Below are 20,167 nucleotides of genomic sequence, written 5' to 3'. Positions count from 1 at the left end.
GCGTTGCATTATGATGTGCTTGCGCCTATCGTAAGCACATGCACACAATTGATTCAGACCTACGCCCCTTGCACCGCGTCGCCGTTCTCCGCTCCATCGCAGCCGTCGAAGCTGTCCGCACATCCGACCTGGACCGCCCAACCCCCTGCTCGGACTGGGAGCTGGGCGACCTACTGGCACACATGACCGTGCAACATCGCGGGTTCGCCGCCGCCGCCCGTGGACACGGCGCCGACGAGGCGGCATGGAAAGTCGAGACGGTGGCCGACGCCGTACGCGCCGACCCAGCCGGTGCGTATGCCGCGGCAGCCCACGACGTGCTCGACGCCTTCGCCGCCGACGGCGTCACCGAGGTGACGTTCGCATTACCCGAATTCGGCCCGGATGCGGCGTTCCCCGGCGCGCTGGCGATCGGATTCCACTTCGTCGATTACGTCGTGCACGGCTGGGATGTCGCCGCCAGCCTCGGAGTGGCCTACGAACTACCGTCCGACGTCGTCGCCGCGGTCCTGCCATTGGTGATGGCGATCCCCGACGGCGATTTCCGCGATGATTCGTCCTCACCGTTCGGCCGGGCCGTCAACGGTTCAGCGGCAACAGATCTCGATAAGGTCCTGCTCCACCTGGGCCGCCGCCCGGACTGGCATCAGCCGTAGGTAACCGTCACCGGTGAGTGGTCCGACCACCGCAGCGCATACAGCTCCGCCCGGTCCACCCGCGCGGACGTGGCCCGGACCGCCAGTGACGGGCTCGCGAGGTGGTAGTCGATGCGCCAGCCCGCGTCATTGTCGAAAGCCTTGCCGCGCCACGACCACCAGCTGTAGGGCCCGGCCACGTCGGGGTGCAAGCCCCGCACCACATCCACCCAGCCCGTGCCCAGCAATTCGGTGAGCCAGGCCCGTTCACTGGGCAGGAAGCCGGCCATCTTGATGTTGCCCTTCCAGTTCTTGATGTCGTTCTCGGTGTGCGCGATGTTCCAGTCACCACACAGCACCGCGTCGCGGGCATGCAGCTCGGCCATCCGCGCCGCGATGGCGGCCATGAACCGCTCTTTCTCCAGCTGACGGTCCGTTTCGGCCTCACCGGTCGGGACGTACACGCTGCCCACCGTGACGCCTGCGGTATCCACTTCGAGGTAACGCCCGTGCGCCTCGAACTCGTCGGAGACCAGCAACCGGGACGCCTCGATGGGATGTCGGGACAGCACCGCAACCCCATTGCGCCCCTTGACATGCGGGACGGCCGAGGCCAGGTTCCAGCCGTCGGCCAGGGCCGGCGCCAAAGCATCGTTGAGCTGCTCGTCGTCGGCGCGCGTCTCCTGCAGACACACCACGTCGGCCTCGGTTTCCTTGAGCCAGGGCAACAGGCCGAGGTTGTCGGTGGACCGCTGCTTGACCGCGGCCCGGATGCCGTTGACGTTGATGGTGCTGACAGTCATCGATGTTCCGGCGCTCACGTCCATAGACCGTACCGGTGGCTACCGTCACTCACGGGTGGCCTCTTGCGATACCGGAGGTATCACCTTAATGTCTGGCGGCATGGCCGAACGTGCTCCCATTCACCTCGGGTCGGGCGAACCGATCCTGCTGCTGCACCCGTTCCTCTTGTCGCAGAGCGTGTGGAAGTACGTTGCACCGCAACTCGCGCAGACCGGCCGCTACGAGGTGTTCGCCCCGACCATGGCCGGCCACCACGGCGGCGCCCACGCACCGCTCCTCCTCGACGTCGCGGCACTGGCCGATGACGTGGAACGCCGGCTCGACGAGATCGGCTGGTGCACCGCGCACATCGTCGGCAATTCCCTCGGCGGCTGGGTGGCCTTCGAACTGGAACGGCGTGGCCGGGCCCGCACGTTGACCGGCATCGCGCCCGCAGGTGGCTGGTCGATGCACACGCTGGCGAAGTACGAGATCATCGCCAAGTTCATGGCGGCCCTGCCGATAGTGCTGTCGACTGCGGTGTTGGGCGAGCAACTGCTGAAACTCCCACTGACCAAGCAGATCTCATATCTGGCCGTGAGCGCCACACCCGACGTGCTCAACGACAGCGATCGCCGCGACCTGATCGAGGACCTGGCCCACTGCCCGGCGTATTTCAAACTCATGGTCAAGGCTTTGACCACCGCGGGCCTGATGGAGATCAAAAACTCGCGAACCCCAACCCAACTGGTGATCTGCGAGAAGGACCGGGTGCTGCCTGCGCCGCGCTTCAGCCGGCATTTCACCAAGAGCCTGGCACCGGACGCGGTGGTGAAAACGCTCAAGGGCGTTGGTCACGTCCCGATGTTCGAGGCGCCCGACACCATCACCAAGGTGATCACCGAGTTCGTGGACCCGCACATCAGTCAAACGCGCGCCACGGGCTGACGCCCGCGTGGGTAACGCAGTGGCGGACGAATCGCTGACCGCCACCGCGTTACCGCGCCGAGGAGCCTAAGCGTTCTCGGCGGCTGCGAGATCCTCGTTGAGCGTCTTGCTCGGCCGCATCACCGCGGCGGTCTTCTCCGGGTCCGGGTAGTAGTAGCCACCGATGTCGGCCGGCTTGCCCTGTGCCGCATTGAGTTCGGACACGATGGTCTGCTCGTGCTCGGCGAGCGTCTTGGCCAGCGGCGCGAAGTGCGCGGCCAGCTCCTTGTCCTCGGTCTGCTCGGCCAGCGCCTGCGCCCAGTACAGCGCGAGGTAGAACTGGCTGCCGCGGTTGTCCAGCTCACCGGTCTTGCGCGACGGAGACTTGTTCTCGTTCAACAACTCTCCGGTCGCGGTGTCCAGCGCGGCCGCCAGCACCTTGGCCTTGGCGTTGTCGGTCTTGTTGCCCAGGTCCTCAAGGCTGGCGCCCAGCGCCAGGAACTCGCCGAGCGAATCCCAGCGCAGGTGGTTCTCCTCCACCAGTTGATGGACGTGCTTGGGCGCCGAACCACCGGCACCGGTCTCGTACAGGCCACCGCCGGCCATCAGCGGCACGATCGAGAGCATCTTGGCGCTGGTGCCCAACTCCAGAATCGGGAACAGGTCGGTCAGATAGTCGCGCAGGATGTTGCCGGTCACCGAGATGGTGTCCTTGCCGCGGATCAGACGCTCCAGCGTGTAGCGCATGGCCCACACCTGCGGCAGGATCGTGATCTCCAGGCCCTCGGTGTCCTCCTCCTTGAGGTATGCCTTGACCTTCTTCCGCAGCTCGTTCTCGTGCGGACGCTCGTCGTCGAGCCAGAACACCGCAGGCATACCGGACAACCGGGCGCGGTTGACGGCCAGCTTGACCCAGTCCCGGATCGGGGCGTCCTTGACGATCGGCATCCGCCAGATGTCGCCCTCTTCGACCTCCTGGCTCAGCAGCACCTCACCGGAATCGATGTCGACGATCTTGGCGACCCCGGCCTGCGGGATCTCGAACGTCTTGTCGTGGCTTCCGTACTCCTCGGCCTTCTGCGCCATCAAACCGACGTTGGGCACCGTGCCCATCGTGGTCGGATCGAACTGACCGTGGGTCTTACAGAAGTTGATCACTTCCTGGTACATCCGGGAGAACGTCGACTCCGGGTTGACGGCCTTGGTGTCCTTGGTACGGCCGTCGGCGCCATACATCTTGCCGCCGAGGCGGATCATCGCCGGCATGGAAGCGTCGACGATGACGTCGCTGGGCGAGTGGAAGTTCGAGATGCCCTTGGCCGAATCCACCATGGCCAGCTCGGGCCGGTGCTCGTGGCAGCGGTGCAGGTCCTCGATGATCTCCTCACGCTGCGAGGCAGGCAGCGCCTCGATCTTGCTGTAGAGATCCGACAGGCCGTTGTTGACGTTGACACCGAGCTCGTCGAAGAGCTTCTCGTGCTTGGCGAAGGCGTCCTTGTAGAAGACCTTGACCGCGTGGCCGAACACGATCGGATGGCTGACCTTCATCATGGTCGCCTTGACGTGCAGCGAGAACATGACGCCGGTCTTGTAGGCGTCTTCGATCTGCTCTTCGTAGAAGTCGATCAGCGCCTTCTTGCTCATGTACATGCTGTCGATGACGTCGCCCTCGTCGAGCTTGACCTCGGGCTTGAGCACTACAGTCTTGCCGGGCTCGCCTCCGATGGTCTCCAGCTCCATGCGGACGTTGCGAGCCCGGTCCAGCGTCATCGACTTCTCGCCGTGGTAGAAGTCGCCGGTCTTCATGGTGGCCACGTGGGTCCGTGAGGCTTGCGACCACTCACCCATGCTGTGCGGATGCTTGCGCGCGTACTCCTTGACCGCCTTGGGGGCGCGGCGGTCCGAGTTACCTTCGCGCAGAACGGGGTTCACCGCGCTGCCGAGGATCTTCGCGTACCGCTCCTTCAGAGCCTTCTCTTCGTCGGTCTTGGGGTCGCCCGGGTAGTCCGGGATCGCGTAGCCCTTCTCCTGCAACTCCTTGACCGCGGCGACGAGCTGCGGAACCGAGGCGCTGATGTTGGGCAGCTTGATGATGTTGGTCTCGGGCAGCTGGGTGAGGCGGCCCAGCTCACCGAGGTTGTCCGGGACTTTCTGGTCCTCGGTCAGGTAGTCGCCGAATTCGGCCAGGATGCGGGCCGCCACCGAGATGTCACTGGTCTGGACGTCGATACCGGCCGGCTCCGCGAAGGCGCGGATGATCGGCAGGAAGGAGTACGTCGCAAGCAGCGGCGCCTCGTCGGTCAGCGTGTAGATGATGGTCGGCTGCTGGGCAGTCATGGTTTGCTCTCCCGGCGTCAGTCGGGTTCGACGAGGATCACTCGCCCTCACCCGCGGTTATTCGCTGCTCTAGTTATCGCGGCCAGACTACAAGGACGGGCATCGCCCCGAAGGGGCAGCTTTCATTACTGACCAGTAACTTTGGCTGACGTTCAGGCGGCCGACACCTTCGCGCCGCGACCGAACTGAACGTGTTTCAGTCCGGCCCACGCAGAACCGGCAAACACCCCGGACAACCGACTGGCACGGCCTCAGCGCGTTGCGTTAAGCTGCAAGCCGGTCATGAGTGTCAGCATCAAGCCCCGGCTTGCTGGCCGGCAACCCTCCAACCGCGGTGGGGTGCCCCGGGTGATGACCAGGTTGAGCAGTCGTTCGCGGCTGTAAGGCAAGCGCGGGTCCGAAGGTACGGGCCCCCAGACAGACAGGGAAACCTGATGGAGGCCAGCCATGTGTATGTGTCAGTGAACCCACGGTGTCGGCCAGTCGTGATCGACGACAGGCCCGACGCCCGGTAGCCGACCGCACCCCCTGACCTTCCTCATCCCGTACGGAGGAGACACCGAGCCATGACAAACCCAGAAATCACCGCGAACTGGTCGTTCGAGACCAAGCAGGTCCACGCGGGCCAGACGCCGGACAGCGCCACCAACGCCCGCGCGCTGCCGATCTACCAGACCACCTCGTACACCTTCGACAGCACCGACCACGCCGCCGCGCTGTTCGGCCTGGCCGAGCCGGGCAACATCTACACCCGCATCGGCAACCCCACCACCGACGTCGTCGAGCAGCGCATCGCCGCACTCGAAGGCGGCGTCGCCGCGCTGCTGCTGTCCTCGGGCCAGGCCGCCGAGACCTTCGCGATCCTCAACCTGGCGGGCGCCGGGGACCACATCGTGTCCAGCCCGCGCCTGTACGGCGGCACGTACAACCTGTTCCACTACACGCTGCCCAAGCTCGGCATCGAGGTCAGCTTCGTCAAAGACCCTGATGCTCCTGACTCATGGCAGACCGCCGTCCGGCCGAACACCAAGGCGTTCTTCGCCGAGACCATCTCCAATCCCCAGATCGACGTGCTCGACATCCCCAGCGTGGCCGCCGTGGCACATGAGAACGGCGTGCCGCTGATCGTCGACAACACCATCGCAACCCCCTACCTGATCCAGCCGATCTCGCTCGGCGCCGACATCGTGGTGCACTCGGCGACGAAGTACCTGGGCGGGCACGGTTCGGCGATCGCCGGGGTGATCGTCGATGGCGGCAACTTCGACTGGACGGCCAGCGGACGCTTCCCCGGGTTTACGACACCGGACCCCAGCTACCACGGCGTGATCTTCGCCGAGCTCGGCGCACCGGCGTACGCGCTCAAGGCCCGGGTGCAGCTGCTGCGCGATCTGGGCAGCGCCGTCTCACCGTTCAACGCGTTTTTGATCGCGCAGGGATTGGAAACGCTGTCCCTGCGTGTTGAACGCCACGTGGAGAATGCGCAGAAGGTCGCCGAGTTCCTGGCCGGACATGACGGCGTCACCTCGGTGAACTACGCCGGACTCCCCACCTCCCCCTGGTACGAGCTGGGCCGGACCATCGCTCCGAAGGGCACGGGCGCCGTGCTCGCATTCGAATTGGAGGGTGGGATCGAGGCCGGCAAGGCATTCGTCAACGCTCTGACGCTGCACAGTCACGTCGCCAACATCGGTGACGTTCGTTCCCTGGTGATCCACCCCGCCTCGACCACCCACGCACAGCTTTCCCCCGAGGAGCAATTGACCACCGGCGTCACGCCCGGTCTCGTGCGGTTGGCCGTCGGCATCGAGGGCATCGACGACATCCTGGCCGACCTGGAGCAGGGATTCGCCGCCGCGCGTCCGTTCAGCGGCGTCCCGCAGACTGCGGCGACGGTGTAGGACGGCGAGAGAAGACCGGCATGACGATCACCGAAGAACCGGCCGTGTCCACCCTGCACTTGCCCGCCGAAGGCGAAATCAGCGTCGTGCACATCGGTGCGCTGACGCTCGAGAGCGGCACCGTCCTGCCTGACGTGTCGATCGCCGTCCAGCGCTGGGGCGAGTTGTCCCCCGCGCGCGACAACGTGGTGATGGTGCTGCACGCGCTGACCGGCGACTCCCACGTCACCGGACCCGCCGGCGACGGCCATCCGACCGCAGGCTGGTGGGACGGGGTGGCCGGGCCAGGCGCCCCGATCGACACCGACCAGTGGTGTGCGATTTCGACCAACGTCCTTGGCGGCTGCCGAGGGTCCACCGGTCCCGGCTCGCTCGCCCCCGACGGAAAGCCATGGGGCTCAAGGTTTCCCCAGATCACCATCCGTGACCAGGTCGAGGCGGACCGGGCCGCTCTGGCAGCCTTCGGCATCACCGAGGTGGCCGCGGTGGTCGGCGGCTCGATGGGCGGAGCCCGCGCGCTGGAATGGCTCATCGGGCATCCCGACGACGTGCGGTCCGGGCTGGTGCTGGCCGTCGGAGCCCGCGCCACGGCCGATCAGATCGGCACCCAGAGCACCCAGGTGGCCGCGATCAAGGCCGATCCGGATTGGCAGGGCGGGGACTACTACGACACCGGCCGGGCCCCGCTGGCCGGCATGGAGATCGCCCGGCGCTTCGCCCACCTGACCTATCGCGGCGAGGAAGAACTCGACGAGCGATTCGGCAACGAGGCTCAGGGCGAGGAAGATCCGGCCACCGGCGGGCGCTACGGAGTGCAGAGTTACCTGGAATACCAGGGCGGCAAACTGGCCCGCCGCTTCGACCCGGGCACCTATGTGGTGCTCTCCGATGCGCTGTCCACCCACGATGTGGGCCGCGGCCGCGGCGGGGTCGCCAGCGCCCTGCGCAGTTGTCCGGTGCCCGTCATCGTCGGCGGGATCACCTCCGACCGGCTGTACCCCATCAGGCTGCAGGAGGAACTGGCCGAATCACTGCCCGGCTGCAACGGACTCGACGTCGTCGACTCGGCCTACGGCCACGACGGCTTCCTGGTGGAGACCGAGGTGGTGGGCAAGCTGATCCGCCGCACACTGGAGCTGGCACAGCGGTGAGCTCGTCCAAGCAGCGTTCCCTGTCCTTCGGCTCGGAAGCCGCTGCATATGAGCGCGGCCGGCCGTCCTATCCGCCGGAGACCATCGACTGGCTGCTTCCCGAGGGCGCCAACGATGTACTCGACCTGGGCGCAGGCACGGGCAAGCTGACGACGCGGCTGGTGGAGCGCGGGCTGAATGTGATCGCCGTCGATCCCATCCCGGAAATGCTTGAGCTGCTGTCGAACTCACTGCCGGACACCCCGGCGCTGCTGGGCACGGCCGAGGAGATTCCGCTGGCCGACAACAGCGTCGACGCGGTGCTCGTCGCCCAGGCCTGGCACTGGTTCGACCCCGAGCGGGCGGTCAAAGAGGTCAGCCGGGTGCTCCGCCCCGGAGGCCGGCTGGGACTGGTGTGGAACACGCGCGACGAGCGGCTGGGCTGGGTCAAGGATCTGGGCCACATCATCGGCCCCGAACACGATCCGTTCAACAACGAAGTGAAACTGGCCGAGCCGTTCGGCGAGATCGAACGGCATCAGGTGGAGTGGACGAGTTATCTGACGCCCCAGGCCCTCATCGATCTGGTGGCCTCCCGCAGCTACTGCATCACCTCACCTGAGCGGGTGCGCACCCAGACCTTGGAGAAGGTCCGCGAACTGCTCGCCACCCACCCGGCGCTGGCCAACTCGTCGGGGCTGGCGCTGCCCTACGTCACGGTGGGGATCAGATCCAACTTGCGCCGAACGTGAGCTTGTTGCCCATTTTTCGACGAAATCTCGCACACAAGCTCACATTCGGCGGCGAGCACGTAGCGCGGCCCCCCGCTGTCCTGCGCCGCGCTCTCAGGCGCTGAGCGCGGCCACCTCGGCTTCCGGACCGAACCAGCGGTGCAGCGCCGCCCGCAGCCCAGCCTCGTCGAATTCGTCTGCGGCCCAGGCGACATAGCCGTCGGGCCGGATCAGCAACGCCGCGGCGGGCCGGTCGACGACGGTCGCCACGACAACATCGACCCGATCCTGCCAACCCGACACTGCATCGGCACAGTCGCCGCCGGACAGGTCGAGCAGCACGGGCCGTCCACTGTGCAACAGTTCGGCGATCCGGCGGCCGTCGGACAACGTCAATGCCGGGACCAGGTAACCGGACAACCTGTGCCCATCACCGACGTCGTAGCGGACGTCGGAACCGGCCAGCACGCCGGCGATGTGCGCCGAGCCGTCCGGCGTGGCCAGCAGTTCACCGAAAAGTGTTCGCAGCGCGGTGACTTCGGGACCAGCGGCCATCAGGGCGGCCTGGGCCTTCGAGTGCATCATCACCCGCTGCCCGGCCGGCCAGCGCTCGCTGTGATAACTGTCCAGCAGGCCATCAGGTGCCCGGCCCTGCACCGCAGCGGCCAGTTTCCAGCCCAGGTTCATGGCATCCTGCATGCCCAGGTTCAGCCCGGGCCCGCCCATGGCCGAATGCACATGGGCCGCATCGCCGACGAGGAAGACATTGCCGGCGCGGTACTGCGCGGCCTGACGGGTGTTCTGGCCGTTGATCCGCCGCAGAGCATGCGGTCCCGGCCAGTTCGGCGGGGCAAGCGGCACGTCGGCGCCGACAACGCGGTGCACGCTCGCCCGCAATTCGTCGATGGTCATCTCCGGGGCGTCGTCGGGCAGCAGCGAGGCATACTCGATGGTCCCGACCATCGACCGTCCCGGCTGGAACTCGGCATAGATCAGAACCCCACGGTCGAAACGATTGTGACCGAACGGGATTCGCCCGAGACCGGGAACATTCAATTCTCCGTACCCGCTGCGCAGTTCGTCCGGCAGGCTGACGTGGGCCACCCTGGCGACCACGTCTGTGGTCAGCCCGGGAAACTCGATACCCGCCTTCTTCCTGACCGGGCTGCGGCCACCGTCGGCTCCGACCAGGTAGGTGGCCGGCAACGTGTAGTCACCTGACGGCGAGGTGACCTCGATGAGGACGCCCGCAGCGCCCTGCTCGAACCCGACGAGCTCGTGACCCCACCGGATCTCGACCCCCAGGCTCTGCACCCAGTCCACCAGTTGCCGCACCACGCGCGGTTGCTGAATCATCATGCCGTACATCGGGTTGTCGACGACATCGGTGAACGGCACCTGCATGCCCGCGAAGATGTAGCCCGGCATCGGCTCCGGCGCCTGACCCGTCCCGCTGAGCTCCCGGTACAGGCCGCGCAGATCGAGCGCTCGGTTGGCCTGTCCGACAATGCCGTTGGCCTTGAGTTCCTCGCTGGGTTCGGGCAATTGCTCGAGCACCACCGGGCGTACCCCGGCCAGGGCCAGCTCCCCCGCCACCAGCAGGCCGTTGGGTCCGGCGCCCGAGATGACGACATCGGTTTCGGTCATGGTTTCTCCCCACATGTTTCGTGCCCCGTCCGCGTCGGTTTCGACGCCAGGGCAGTTGTCTGGCCGCCGCCGCAACCCTCAGGTAGAAATCGGCGGAGATGGTTCAGGCAGGCCCGCGGCCACCGCCGCGAACCCTTCGCGCAGCAGTGACGTGAAGGCCACCGGTGGATCAGACATTCCGTACTCGTCCATCGCGACGTCGCCGACCGCACGCACGACGGCAGCCACCAATCGCGGATACATGTCGCGCTGCGGATCGGTGCCGGTCCGTTCGGCGATCGCCGCGACCCACTCCTCGAACATCCCCCGAAAGGTGGCGTCGCGAATCTCCGGGACCATGAGTAATTTTCGGACCTCGGCCAGCTGCTGACGGGTCGGCAGCGAGTGCTCCACACCGTAGACGTCCGACATGTCGGCGTCCAGCGGTTTGATCACCGCCTCGGTGATGGCGGTCCAGAGCGGCTCATCTGCGGGACGTCGGCGCAACAGTTCGATGCTTTTGCGCATACGTTCCTGCTGCCGGTACGCCAGCGCGTCGTACTTGCCGGCGAAGTAGTTGGTGAACGTGCGCAGCGAGACCCCGGCCAGGTTGGCGATGTCCTCGCGGGTGACGTTCTCCAGCCCACGCTCGAACGCGAGGCTCAGCGCGGCGTCGCTGAGCGCCCTGCGGGTGTCGAGCTTCTTGCGTTCTCGCAGTCCGGGTGGCATGGCTTCACGGTAACCAAATGTTGCCCGACAGGCAAGATTGCCTCCTGGGCATCTCCTGTGAAAATTCGGTTGAAGCCAGACCGCCGCCTGCCTAGCGTGGCAGCCATGTCAGTGACCTACATCCGCTTGCGCATCACATAGCCGGCGGACCTCACTTTCTCGGAGCATCCGCCGCAGCAGCTTTGTCCCTGCGACTTGCGGAGTTTCCGTGCCTTCAACTCTTCACGGCCGGCACGAGTACGGCCAGAACTTCCTGTGCGACCGTCGAGTGGTCGCCGACATCGTCAAAATCGTCGCGCGCACAACAGGTCCCATCGTCGAAATCGGCGCCGGTGACGGTGCGCTGACCCTCCCGCTGCAACGGCTGGGCCGTCCGCTGACCGCCATCGAGATCGACCGCCGACGGGCCAGACGGCTCGCGAACCGGACCTCGGCCGAGGTGCTCAGCACCGACTTCCTGCAGTACCGGCTGCCGAGGGCACCGCACGTGGTGGTGGGCAACCTCCCCTTCCACCTGACCACCGCGATCCTGCGGCGGCTGCTGCACGGCCCGGGCTGGACCGACGCCGTACTGCTGACGCAGTGGGAGGTGGCCCGGCGGCGGGCCGCCGTCGGCGGTGCCACCATGATGACGGCGCAGTGGTGGCCGTGGTTCGAGTTCGATTTGGCGCGAAAGGTTTCCGCTGATGCGTTTCGGCCACGGCCCGGCGTGGACGGTGGGTTGCTGACCATCAGGCGCCGAGATGAACCTTTGATCCCATGGGCCGACCGCCGCGACTATCAGGCCCTGGCGCACGAGGTATTCACCGGGCGGGGGCGCGGCCTGGCGCAGATCCTGCGACCGCACGTGGACCGGCGATGGTTGCAGGCCAATGGAATCCATCCGTTGGCGCTGCCACGGGAGTTGTCCGCACAGCAGTGGGCGGCCTTGTTCGCCGCGGTCCGCTAGCTGGTGCCGAGTGGGTCGATGGTCCAGGCGATGTAGAGCACCGCAGCACTCGCCGTCGCCGTGGTGGCGAAGTCGATGGTCCGCGAGCGCACCACCAGAAGCCCGGCCCGATCATCGGTCAAGGCCAGGCGCAGCGCTGCCGCGGCGCCCACCCCGATGCCGATGAACAACGCGCCGCGCCGCCAGTAGCCGGCCACCACCAATGCGAAGGCCGCGACGAAAATGAGCCCGACCACCAGGATCGGCCACTGCCCGGCAACCACCTTGCGGACGAACTCCTTTGCCGTCACGCCAGTTTCGACTCTTCGAGCTCGACAACGTTGGTCAGCAGGAATGCGCGGGTCAGCGGGCCCACCCCGCCCGGGTTGGGCGACACGTGCCCGGCCACTTCCCAGACGTCGGGCGCGACATCGCCGGTCAGCTTGCCGTCCACCCGGCTCACACCGACATCGACGACGGCGGCACCCGGCTTGACCATATCCGCGGTGACCATGTGCGGCACACCGACCGCGGCGATGATGATGTCGGCCTGCCGGGTCAGCGCGGGCAGATCACGGGTGCCGGTGTGGCACAGCGTCACGGTGGCGTTCTCCGAACGGCGGGTCAGCAGCAGGCCCATCGGCCGGCCGACGGTGACGCCGCGTCCGATCACCACGACGTGCGCCCCCGCGATCGGCACGTCGAACCGGCGCAGCAGGTGCACGATGCCACGGGGAGTGCAGGGAAGAGGCGCGTCCTTACCGAGCACCAGCCGACCGAGATTCGTCGGATGCAGACCGTCGGCGTCCTTGGCGGGGTCGACGCGCTCCAGCGCCGCGTTCTCGTCGAGATGCTTGGGCAGCGGCAGCTGCACGATGTAGCCCGTGCACTCCGGGTTGGCGTTGAGCTCATCGATCGTCTCGTCGAGCTGGGCCTGGGTGATGTCGGCGGGCAGGTCGCGGCGGATCGAGTTGATACCGACCTTCGCGCAGTCGGCGTGCTTGCCGCGCACATAGGCCTGCGAGCCGGGGTCGTCACCGACCAGCACGGTCCCGAGGCCGGGCGTCCGGCCGGCTTCGGCCAACTTCGCTACGCGCTGCTTGAGGTCGACGAAGATCTCGTCGCGCGTCGCCTTACCGTCCAACACAATCGCACCCACGGCTGCCATTGTGTCAGGCACCGCGGCGGGCCGCGCAAAGTTGCACTGTGGCAGGCTTCCTACATGAACACTCAGCCCAATGTGTTCACTGATGTTTTCAGTGAGGCCAAGCTCGGCCCGGTGACGTTGCGCAACCGCGTCATCAAGGCCGCCACCTTCGAAGCGTCCACACCAAATGCCCTGGTCACAGAGGATTTGATCAACTACCACCGACTACCCGCAGCCGGCGGCGTCGGCATGACCACCGTCGCCTACTGCGCGGTCTCCCCCGGCGGCCGCACCGACGGCTGGCAGATCTGGATGCGCCCCGAGGCCGTCCCAGGACTGACCAAACTCACCGAGACCATCCACGCCGAGGGCGCGGCCATCAGCGCCCAGATCGGCCACGCCGGGCCCGTCGCCAACTCCCGGACCAACAAGGCCACGGCGCTCGCACCGGTGCGGTTCTTCAACCCGCTGTCGATGCGGTTTGCGAAGAAAGCTTCGATCGACGACATCCGCGCGGTGACCGAGGCCCACGCCAACGCCGCACGCCTGGCCATCGACTCCGGATTCGACGCAGTCGAGGTTCACCTCGGGCACAACTACCTCGCCAGCTCGTTTTTGTCCCCGCTCATCAACCGACGCACCGACGAGTTCGGCGGATCGCTGGAGAACCGCGCGAAGGTGGCCCGCGGTGCGGTGCGCGCGGTGCGCGACGCCGTCGACAAGCACGGTGACAAGAAGATCGCCGTCATCGCCAAGCTCAACATGAGCGACGGTGTCCGCGGCGGCATCCCGATCGACGAGTCGCTGCAGACGGCGAAGTGGCTCGAGGAAGACGGCGGGCTGGACGCCATCGAACTCACGGCGGGCAGCTCGCTGGTCAACCCGATGTATCTGTTCCGCGGCGGCGCCCCGGTCAAGGAGTTCGCCGCGAACTTCAAACCCCCGATCAGCTGGGGAATCCGGATGAGCGGCAACAAGTTCTTCCGCGAATACCCGTACCACGAGGCGTATCTGATGCGCGACGCCGAGAAGTTCCGCGCCGAGCTGACCATGCCCATCATCCTGTTGGGCGGCATCACCAACCGCGAGACCATGGACCGGGCGATGGCGGCGGGTTTCGAGTTCGTCGCGATGGGCCGCGCGCTGCTCGCCGAGCCGGACCTGCTCAACCGGATCAAGGCCGAAAAGGACATCGACGGTCAAGGCCGTGTCTTGTCCAAGTGCACGCACTGCAACATGTGCATGCCGACGATCTACAGCCACACCCATTGCGTGGTGACGGGAGCGCCGGACACACTCGTGAAGTGAGCTCCGACATCACCAGCGACACGATGGTGACCTACCGCTATGTGCGGGTCGGCCTGGTCGCGCTGGTGGTGTTTCTGTTGACCTCACTGGCTTTGACGTGGGCGCACAGTTGCCCGCAGGGGTCGATCAGCGCGTTCTTCTACACCCGCACCCACGCGGTGTTCGTGGCCGCACTGTGCGCCATCGGCATCTGCCTGATCGCGTACAAGGGCAGCCGGGTCGGCGAGGACGCGCTGCTGAACTACTCCGGCTTCATGGCATTCATCGTGGCCCTGGTGCCCACGGGTCCCGACGACCTGTGCCGCCCATGGCTTCCCACGGTGACCGACCCGTTCGGCGGCGTCGCCAACAACGTCGCCGCACTGTTCGTGGCCGTCGCCGTCGGCACCGGGATGTATCTGGCCCTGCAACGCTGGCGCCGCCCACAGGCGGCACCCGTGGCGTCGGTCCCCTCCTGCGAAGAGGCCGCATCACTGTGGAAGACGATTGCCACCGCGCTCCTCGGCGTCGAAAAATGGCTGCCGGCAGCGCTATTGGCCATCTCCATCGCCGGAGCACCGCTGATGCTGTGGGGCTGGTTCGCCGACCACGCACACGTGATCGCGGCGGTGGCGATGTTCCTGGCCATCACTCTCGTGGCGGTCTACCACGCGTGCTACGCCAGGGCCGCGGTGCGCCGGCGCCTGGCTCGGTTCTACGCGGCCATCTCCACGCTCATGCTCGTCACCATCGTGGCCGGAGTCGTGCTGCTGATCCTGGGATGGCACTTCTGGGTGATCGCCGTCGAGCTCACCCTCATCGTGCTGTTCGCCGTGTTCTGGGCCGTGCAGACCTGGGACGTCTGGGACGCCCAGGACCGCTACCCGGCCGAAGCCGTTCCCACACTGGCGAATACACCCGCCTAAGCGGTGTAGCCGTCGACCTGCAGCGTCTGCCCGTCGCGTCGCAGCACCAGCACCGCGCCCGGCACGGGGACGATTCCCTCGACCGCTTCCGCCGGCACCGCAGCGGTCTGAGTACACGTCTTCGAGTCGAATGTGCGCAACGATCCCGCGCCGCCCCGGGGGCCCCGGTCCGCGAGCAACAGGGTGTCGGGGAACGTGACAAAGGCAGGCTGATCGACTCGTAGGCTCTGCACGTTCATCCGTACCGGCTCGACACCGTCGGGTACCTGGCACCGCTGGTGCCCGTCAGGACCGAACAGGGTCAGCCGGGTCGCCCGGTCAGTCAGATACCACACCACGAAGTCCTCACTGGGACCGTATGTTTCGGCGGGACGCCCGTCTGCCGGCAGTGGGGTCACAATGCGATGAGCGATGTCGGCATACAGTGCACCGTTCGGCGCACCGGCTCCGACCAGTGACACGAAGACTCCGATGCCGTTGGCCGGCCTGGCCCCGAGTTGGAGATAGCGCTGCTCGATCGGCAATGACGGGTCGATCGGCTTGTCCGACAGCACTGTGTCCCAACCGGTTTCCCCGGTTTCGGGATCGAGCACGGTCAACCAGACCTTGCCGTCCTGGCATTGGACCGTCGACACCACACCCGAAGTCGTCACCACGGGTTCGACGATGCCGCAACCGGGATGCGGTGCGGGCACGCTCCACATCGCGCGGCCGGTGCGACCGTCATACCGGGTCCAGACGCGCTCGTCGTTCCAACCCACGATGAACGGACCGGTCGCAACGCTGAAGCGCCCGCGGGCGGCCTCCTGCAGTTCTGCGGCCGCACCGATCCACAACTGCTGCCCGGTGATGGCGTCCAGGCCGACAAGACCGCCATCGATGAAGGCCAAGACCGTAGCGCCACCGTCGAGGACCCGCATCCCGGTGACGCCCACATCGCCGGGCCCGGTACGCGCGTAATGCCAACGCTCTTTGCCGTCGGGACCGTAGGCCGTGATGCGGCCATCCCGGTACACCGCGAAACCTGCTCCAGCAGAACTGATGTCATACGTCGGCAGGCCTTGATCGGCGAACGCGTCGGGCACCGACACCGTGAATGTCCGCTTCCCCAACGCGCCGGGCAGCGCGGGCGCATCGGTAGCTGGCGCCGTCGTCGCGTCCAGGAAGCGGCCGTCGTCACCGGCACGCAACGCACCCACCGTCACCACCGCGGCAACCACGACAGCGATCGCTGCACCGACAGCCAGCAACTTCGCCGCGCCGCGTTCCGACCGCGGGATGGCCCGCGCCGCGAGGAACGTCGCCGCCGCACCGGCCAGACACAACCACCACGAGGCCATGCCGGCAGGCAATGCCGCGGTGACCGGCGAACTGTCCATCGCCGTCCGGTAGAAAGCCGGGATTCCCTGGCTGACGTAAGCGATGAACAGCAGCGCCGCGACCCCTGCCGCCCCGGCAGGGGTCGCCGCCAGGTCGCGGGCCGTGCGCCCACGCCAGACGCTGTAGGCCATCGCGGCGATCAGCACCACCGCGATCACGGCCACGGCCAGAGCCATCCGGTTCGGCAATGCGTCGCCCCAGCGGTGCAGGCCGACCACATACCAGGCGCTTTCGGCGGTGCTGCGCGGTGCGATCAACCGCGCCCACGCGCCCAGCGCCGCGGCCCACACCAACAACACCACTGCCGCTCCGGCCAGCATCGTGCCGACCGACCGCAGCACGCCCAGCACCCGGGCGGCCGTCTTCTGCGACCCTTCAGAAACCATGTGAGCCATCGTCACACGCCGCGACACCGCCGCAACGGCCCAGCCCCGGTGAAAAGTACCGATAGAGTTGAGCGCGATGAGCCCTGCGCTGACCGTTCGTTACGACGGATCGACCCGTACCTTTGCCCCGGGCAACGATGTCGTCATCGGCCGAGACCTCCGAGCCGACGTCCGTATTGCCCACCCGCTGATCTCGCGCGCGCACCTGGTGCTGCGCTTCGACCAAGGCCGATGGGTCGCGATCGACAACGGCAGCCTCAACGGCATGTACGCCAACGGCCGCCGGGTGCCCTCGATCGACATCCATGACGGCCAGGTCGTCAACATCGGCAACCCGGACGGCCCCCAGGTGACCTTCGAGGTCGGACGACACCAGGGCTCCGTCGGCCGGACCCCGACCGCGGCCGTGCCGATCGCCAACCGGCCCAGCGGCGCCTGGCCCACGCAGGCAGCCGCTCCCGGGCGTCAGCAATACGGTCAGCCACCTGCGGCCCAGCGCCCGGGCTACTCCTCCGGCCCGCAACCGCGCTACCCGACGCCGTCGACCGGATATCCGAGCGCGCCGCAGGGCGGCTACCCCAGCGGACCACAAGCCGGATATCCCAGCGGGCCGCAGGGCAGTCACCCCAGCGGACCCCAGGCGTATCAGTCGCAGCCTGTCCGCAACAACGCGAACCCGGCCCAGGCGCCGACCACGATGGGTCCCGCGGCCACACCTGACCGCGGCAGCAGCGAGCCCGGCGGCAACATCGCGACCAGCATGATGAAGATCCTGCGGCCCGGGCGTACCGCCCCGGCGCCCGCAGGCGCGGTGAAGATCGGCCGCAACACCGACAACGACATCGTCATCCCCGACGTGCTGGCCTCACGCCATCACGCCACCTTGATCCCCCTGCCCGGCGGCACCGAGATCCGTGACGAGCGCAGCATCAACGGCACGTTCGTCAACGGCGCGCGGGTGGACTCGGCGGTGCTGCACGACGGTGACGTGATCACCATCGGCAACGTCGACCTGGTGTTCTCCGGCGGCACCCTGGTGCGCCGCAGCGAGACCGAGGCCGACACCCGCACCGGCGGGCTCGAAGTTCGCGGCCTGACCTGGACCATCGAGGGCAACAAGACGTTGCTCGACAACATCTCCGTCGACGCCCGGCCCGGCACCCTCACGGCGGTCATCGGCCCGTCCGGTGCGGGCAAGTCGACGTTCGCCAAACAGGTCGCCGGCTACACACATCCGACCAGCGGCACCATCACCTTCGAGGGCCACGACGTCCACGCCGAGTACGCCTCGCTGCGCTCCCGGATCGGCATGGTCCCGCAGGACGACGTGGTGCACGGTCAGCTCACCGTGCGGCAGGCGCTGATGTTCGCCGCCGAGCTGCGGCTGCCGCCCGACACCACCAAGGAAGACCGCGAACAGGTCGTCATGCAGGTGCTCGAGGAACTCGAGATGACCAAGCACCTCGACACTCGCGTCGACAAGCTCTCCGGCGGACAGCGCAAGCGTGCCTCGGTCGCTCTCGAGCTGCTGACCGGCCCGTCACTGCTGATCCTCGACGAACCCACCTCGGGCCTGGACCCGGCGCTCGACCGCCAGGTGATGACGATGCTGCGCCAGCTCGCCGACGCCGGCCGCGTGGTGCTGGTCGTCACGCACTCGCTGACCTACCTCGACGTGTGCGATCAGGTGCTGCTGCTGGCCCCCGGCGGCAAGACGGCCTTCTGCGGCCCGCCCGACCAGATCGGCCCCGAACTCGGCACCACCAACTGGGCTGACATCTTCAGCACCGTCGCGGGCGATCCTGCCGAGGCCAACCGGCGCTACCTGGCCCGCACCGGCCCGGCACCCGCGGCCGAGGCATCCTCGAAACAGCCCACCGACCTGGGTGAACCTGCCAAGACGAGCCTGCTGCGCCAGTTCTCCACGATCGCCCGCAGACAGATGCGGCTGATCATCTCCGACCGCGGCTACTTCATCTTCCTGGCGCTGCTGCCGTTCATCATGGGTGTGCTGTCACTGTCGGTGCCCGGCACCGTCGGCTTCGGCGTACCCAACCCGATGGGCGACGCACCCAATGAGCCGGGCCAGATCCTGGTACTGCTCAACGTCGGCGCGATCTTCATGGGTACCGCACTGACCATCCGCGACCTGATCGGCGAGCGGGCGATCTTCCGACGCGAACAGGCCGTCGGCCTGTCCACCACCGCCTACCTGCTGGCCAAGGTCTGCGTGTACTCGGTGTTCGCCATCGTGCAGTCGGCGATCGTCACCGCCATCACCATCGCGGGCAAGGGCTTTGGCGAGGGCGCGGTCGAGACCGGGGTGGTCCTGCCCAACCGGTCCCTCGAGCTGTTCGCCAGCATGGCCGCCACCACCGTCACCGCCGCGATGGTGGGCCTGGCGCTGTCGGCCCTGGCGAAATCCAACGAACAGATCATGCCGCTGCTGGTCGTCGCGATCATGAGCCAGCTGGTGTTCTCCGGCGGCATGATTCCGGTGACCGGCCGTGTCGGGCTCGACCAGCTGTCCTGGATCACCCCGGCACGGTGGGGTTTTGCCGCGTCGGCCTCGACCGTCGATCTGATCCGCCTGGTGCCCGGGCCGCTGACGCCCAAGGACGCGCACTGGGAGCACACCACCAGCACGTGGCTGTTCGACATGGCGATGCTGGCCGCGCTGTCGGTGTTCTACGTCAGCTTCGTGCGCTGGAAGATCCGCCTGAAGGCCGGCTGAGTTCCGCCGTACCCGTCATCCGCCGTGGACGTCGAGGCCGTGGGCGGCCGAGTAGGCCAGTGCCTGGGCGATGTCGATCTTGGCGCCGCGCACCTTCGCGGTGGTCCAGAACGTGGGGTCGACGCGGGCGCCGCGTAGATCGGCCTCGTCGAGCTTGGCGTCCTGCACGCGCGCACCGGTGAGGTCCGCCTGCCGTAGCACCGCCTTGCGCAGGTCGACCCCGACCAGGCTGGCCTCACGCAACCGGCAGTCCGACAGGTCGACACTGCGCAGATCGCAGCCGCCGAGCACCGCCAGGGTCAGATCCGACTCCACGATCTTGATGGGCCGCAGCCGGCACTCGGTGAAAACCGAACCCAGCAGACTGCAGTTGGTGAACGTGCTGTGCCACAGAGTGGCGCGGCGGAACGTGCAGTTGCGGAACGCCGAGCCGAAATGCTGCGACTCGGACATGTCCACACCGCTGAAGTCGCACTCGGTGAACACCACACGCTCGGTACGCAGCCGGCTGAGATCTTCCTCGCGGAAATCGTGGCCGGTGAATTCCCTGTCCGCCCAGGCCGTTTCGTCTGCTGCCACG

At 67.1% G+C, this 20,167-nt stretch carries 17 protein-coding genes and 1 riboswitch; of the genes, 9 read left to right on the top strand and 8 right to left on the bottom strand.

Annotation, left to right across the window (positions count from 1 at the left end):
- The first annotated feature begins 38 nt into the window (after positions 1–38).
- A complete protein-coding gene (locus QQ25_RS08895; protein ID WP_039378277.1) occupies positions 39–656 on the top strand; it encodes a TIGR03086 family metal-binding protein in 618 nt (205 codons plus the stop codon).
- Here QQ25_RS08895 and QQ25_RS08890 read toward each other — a convergent pair.
- Complete coding sequence (locus tag QQ25_RS08890; RefSeq protein WP_039378655.1) at positions 647–1,438, bottom strand: exodeoxyribonuclease III; 792 nt, start codon at positions 1,436–1,438, stop codon at positions 647–649. The genes QQ25_RS08895 and QQ25_RS08890 overlap by 10 nt on opposite strands.
- A 100-nt stretch (positions 1,439–1,538) precedes the next feature.
- Here QQ25_RS08890 and QQ25_RS08885 point away from each other — a divergent pair, with 100 nt between their 5' ends.
- Positions 1,539–2,366, top strand: a complete 828-nt coding sequence (locus QQ25_RS08885) for an epoxide hydrolase EphH (protein ID WP_039317269.1) — start codon at positions 1,539–1,541, stop codon at positions 2,364–2,366.
- 66 nt (positions 2,367–2,432) lie between these two features.
- Here the strand turns inward: QQ25_RS08885 and QQ25_RS08880 are convergent, their stop codons facing one another.
- A complete protein-coding gene (locus QQ25_RS08880) occupies positions 2,433–4,682 on the bottom strand; it encodes an NADP-dependent isocitrate dehydrogenase (RefSeq protein ID WP_039378276.1) in 2,250 nt (749 codons plus the stop codon).
- 278 nt (positions 4,683–4,960) lie between these two features.
- Positions 4,961–5,080, top strand: a riboswitch (SAM riboswitch).
- A gap of 168 nt (positions 5,081–5,248) precedes the next feature.
- Here QQ25_RS08880 and QQ25_RS08875 point away from each other — a divergent pair.
- Genes QQ25_RS08875 through QQ25_RS08865 form a run of 3 tightly spaced genes read left to right on the top strand, consistent with a single transcriptional unit; the run spans position 5,249 to position 8,465 of the window.
- A complete protein-coding gene (locus QQ25_RS08875) occupies positions 5,249–6,583 on the top strand; it encodes a bifunctional o-acetylhomoserine/o-acetylserine sulfhydrylase (protein WP_052235715.1) in 1,335 nt (444 codons plus the stop codon).
- Between the two features lie 20 nt (positions 6,584–6,603).
- On the top strand, positions 6,604–7,734 hold the full coding sequence (gene metX / locus QQ25_RS08870) for a homoserine O-acetyltransferase MetX (protein WP_039378274.1): 1,131 nt from the start codon (positions 6,604–6,606) through the stop codon (positions 7,732–7,734).
- Complete coding sequence (locus QQ25_RS08865; RefSeq protein WP_039378273.1) at positions 7,731–8,465, top strand: class I SAM-dependent methyltransferase; 735 nt, start codon at positions 7,731–7,733, stop codon at positions 8,463–8,465. The genes metX and QQ25_RS08865 overlap by 4 nt, the downstream gene beginning before the upstream one ends.
- Before the next feature lie 93 nt (positions 8,466–8,558).
- Here QQ25_RS08865 and QQ25_RS08860 read toward each other — a convergent pair whose 3' ends face one another.
- A complete protein-coding gene (locus QQ25_RS08860) occupies positions 8,559–10,091 on the bottom strand; it encodes an FAD-dependent monooxygenase (RefSeq protein WP_039378272.1) in 1,533 nt (510 codons plus the stop codon).
- A 78-nt stretch (positions 10,092–10,169) separates the two neighbouring features.
- Positions 10,170–10,799 (bottom strand): TetR/AcrR family transcriptional regulator, encoded by a 630-nt coding sequence (locus tag QQ25_RS08855; RefSeq protein ID WP_039378271.1) that lies wholly within the window; start codon positions 10,797–10,799, stop codon positions 10,170–10,172.
- A gap of 208 nt (positions 10,800–11,007) precedes the next feature.
- Here QQ25_RS08855 and erm point away from each other — a divergent pair, with 208 nt between their 5' ends.
- Positions 11,008–11,748 carry a 23S ribosomal RNA methyltransferase Erm gene (erm, locus tag QQ25_RS08850; RefSeq protein WP_039378270.1) on the top strand — a complete coding sequence of 247 codons (741 nt, stop codon included), beginning with the start codon at positions 11,008–11,010 and terminating at the stop codon, positions 11,746–11,748.
- Here the strand turns inward: erm and QQ25_RS08845 are convergent.
- Both QQ25_RS08845 and QQ25_RS08840 read right to left on the bottom strand, forming a co-directional pair.
- Positions 11,745–12,038, bottom strand: a complete 294-nt coding sequence (locus QQ25_RS08845; protein ID WP_039317256.1) for a DUF3017 domain-containing protein — start codon at positions 12,036–12,038, stop codon at positions 11,745–11,747. The genes erm and QQ25_RS08845 overlap by 4 nt on opposite strands.
- On the bottom strand, positions 12,035–12,886 hold the full coding sequence (locus tag QQ25_RS08840) for a bifunctional methylenetetrahydrofolate dehydrogenase/methenyltetrahydrofolate cyclohydrolase (RefSeq protein ID WP_039318409.1): 852 nt from the start codon (positions 12,884–12,886) through the stop codon (positions 12,035–12,037). The genes QQ25_RS08845 and QQ25_RS08840 overlap by 4 nt, the downstream gene beginning before the upstream one ends.
- Before the next feature lie 63 nt (positions 12,887–12,949).
- Here QQ25_RS08840 and QQ25_RS08835 point away from each other — a divergent pair, with 63 nt between their 5' ends.
- Entirely contained in the window at positions 12,950–14,182 is a 1,233-nt protein-coding gene (locus tag QQ25_RS08835; RefSeq protein WP_039317254.1) for an NADH:flavin oxidoreductase, read from the top strand.
- 23 nt (positions 14,183–14,205) lie between these two features.
- Entirely contained in the window at positions 14,206–15,087 is an 882-nt protein-coding gene (locus QQ25_RS08830) for a hypothetical protein (protein ID WP_039378653.1), read from the top strand.
- Here QQ25_RS08830 and QQ25_RS08825 read toward each other — a convergent pair.
- Positions 15,084–16,853 carry a BamB-related PQQ repeat family beta-propellar protein gene (locus tag QQ25_RS08825; RefSeq protein WP_039378652.1) on the bottom strand — a complete coding sequence of 590 codons (1,770 nt, stop codon included), beginning with the start codon at positions 16,851–16,853 and terminating at the stop codon, positions 15,084–15,086. The two genes, QQ25_RS08830 and QQ25_RS08825, sit on opposite strands and share 4 nt — an antisense overlap.
- Before the next feature lie 76 nt (positions 16,854–16,929).
- On the opposite strand from QQ25_RS08825, the gene QQ25_RS08820 reads away from it, so the two are divergent.
- Positions 16,930–19,587, top strand: a complete 2,658-nt coding sequence (locus QQ25_RS08820; RefSeq protein WP_039378269.1) for an FHA domain-containing protein — start codon at positions 16,930–16,932, stop codon at positions 19,585–19,587.
- Positions 19,588–19,602: 15 nt separating this feature from the next.
- Here the strand turns inward: QQ25_RS08820 and QQ25_RS08815 are convergent, their stop codons facing one another.
- Complete coding sequence (locus tag QQ25_RS08815) at positions 19,603–20,166, bottom strand: pentapeptide repeat-containing protein (protein WP_039317250.1); 564 nt, start codon at positions 20,164–20,166, stop codon at positions 19,603–19,605.
- Between the last annotated feature and the right edge of the window lies 1 nt (position 20,167).

The organism is Mycolicibacterium setense, from assembly GCF_000805385.1.
Lineage (GTDB): Bacteria > Actinomycetota > Actinomycetes > Mycobacteriales > Mycobacteriaceae > Mycobacterium > Mycobacterium setense.
The sequence above is the reverse complement of the archived record's forward strand: the minus strand, read 5'-3'. Positions and strand labels throughout refer to the sequence as shown.

Excerpts from the sequence above, each read along its gene's own strand:
- QQ25_RS08895 (WP_039378277.1), top strand. The coding sequence starts at position 39 with ATGCACACAATTGATTCAGACCTACGCCCCTTGCACCGCGTCGCCGTT.
- QQ25_RS08890 (WP_039378655.1), bottom strand. The coding sequence starts at position 1,438 with ATGACTGTCAGCACCATCAACGTCAACGGCATCCGGGCCGCGGTCAAG.
- QQ25_RS08885 (WP_039317269.1), top strand. The coding sequence starts at position 1,539 with ATGGCCGAACGTGCTCCCATTCACCTCGGGTCGGGCGAACCGATCCTG.
- QQ25_RS08880 (WP_039378276.1), bottom strand. The coding sequence starts at position 4,682 with ATGACTGCCCAGCAGCCGACCATCATCTACACGCTGACCGACGAGGCG.
- QQ25_RS08875 (WP_052235715.1), top strand. The coding sequence starts at position 5,249 with ATGACAAACCCAGAAATCACCGCGAACTGGTCGTTCGAGACCAAGCAG.
- metX (WP_039378274.1), top strand. The coding sequence starts at position 6,604 with ATGACGATCACCGAAGAACCGGCCGTGTCCACCCTGCACTTGCCCGCC.
- QQ25_RS08860 (WP_039378272.1), bottom strand. The coding sequence starts at position 10,091 with ATGACCGAAACCGATGTCGTCATCTCGGGCGCCGGACCCAACGGCCTG.
- QQ25_RS08855 (WP_039378271.1), bottom strand. The coding sequence starts at position 10,799 with ATGCCACCCGGACTGCGAGAACGCAAGAAGCTCGACACCCGCAGGGCG.
- QQ25_RS08835 (WP_039317254.1), top strand. The coding sequence starts at position 12,950 with ATGAACACTCAGCCCAATGTGTTCACTGATGTTTTCAGTGAGGCCAAG.
- QQ25_RS08830 (WP_039378653.1), top strand. The coding sequence starts at position 14,206 with ATGGTGACCTACCGCTATGTGCGGGTCGGCCTGGTCGCGCTGGTGGTG.
- QQ25_RS08825 (WP_039378652.1), bottom strand. The coding sequence starts at position 16,853 with ATGGTTTCTGAAGGGTCGCAGAAGACGGCCGCCCGGGTGCTGGGCGTG.
- QQ25_RS08820 (WP_039378269.1), top strand. The coding sequence starts at position 16,930 with ATGAGCCCTGCGCTGACCGTTCGTTACGACGGATCGACCCGTACCTTT.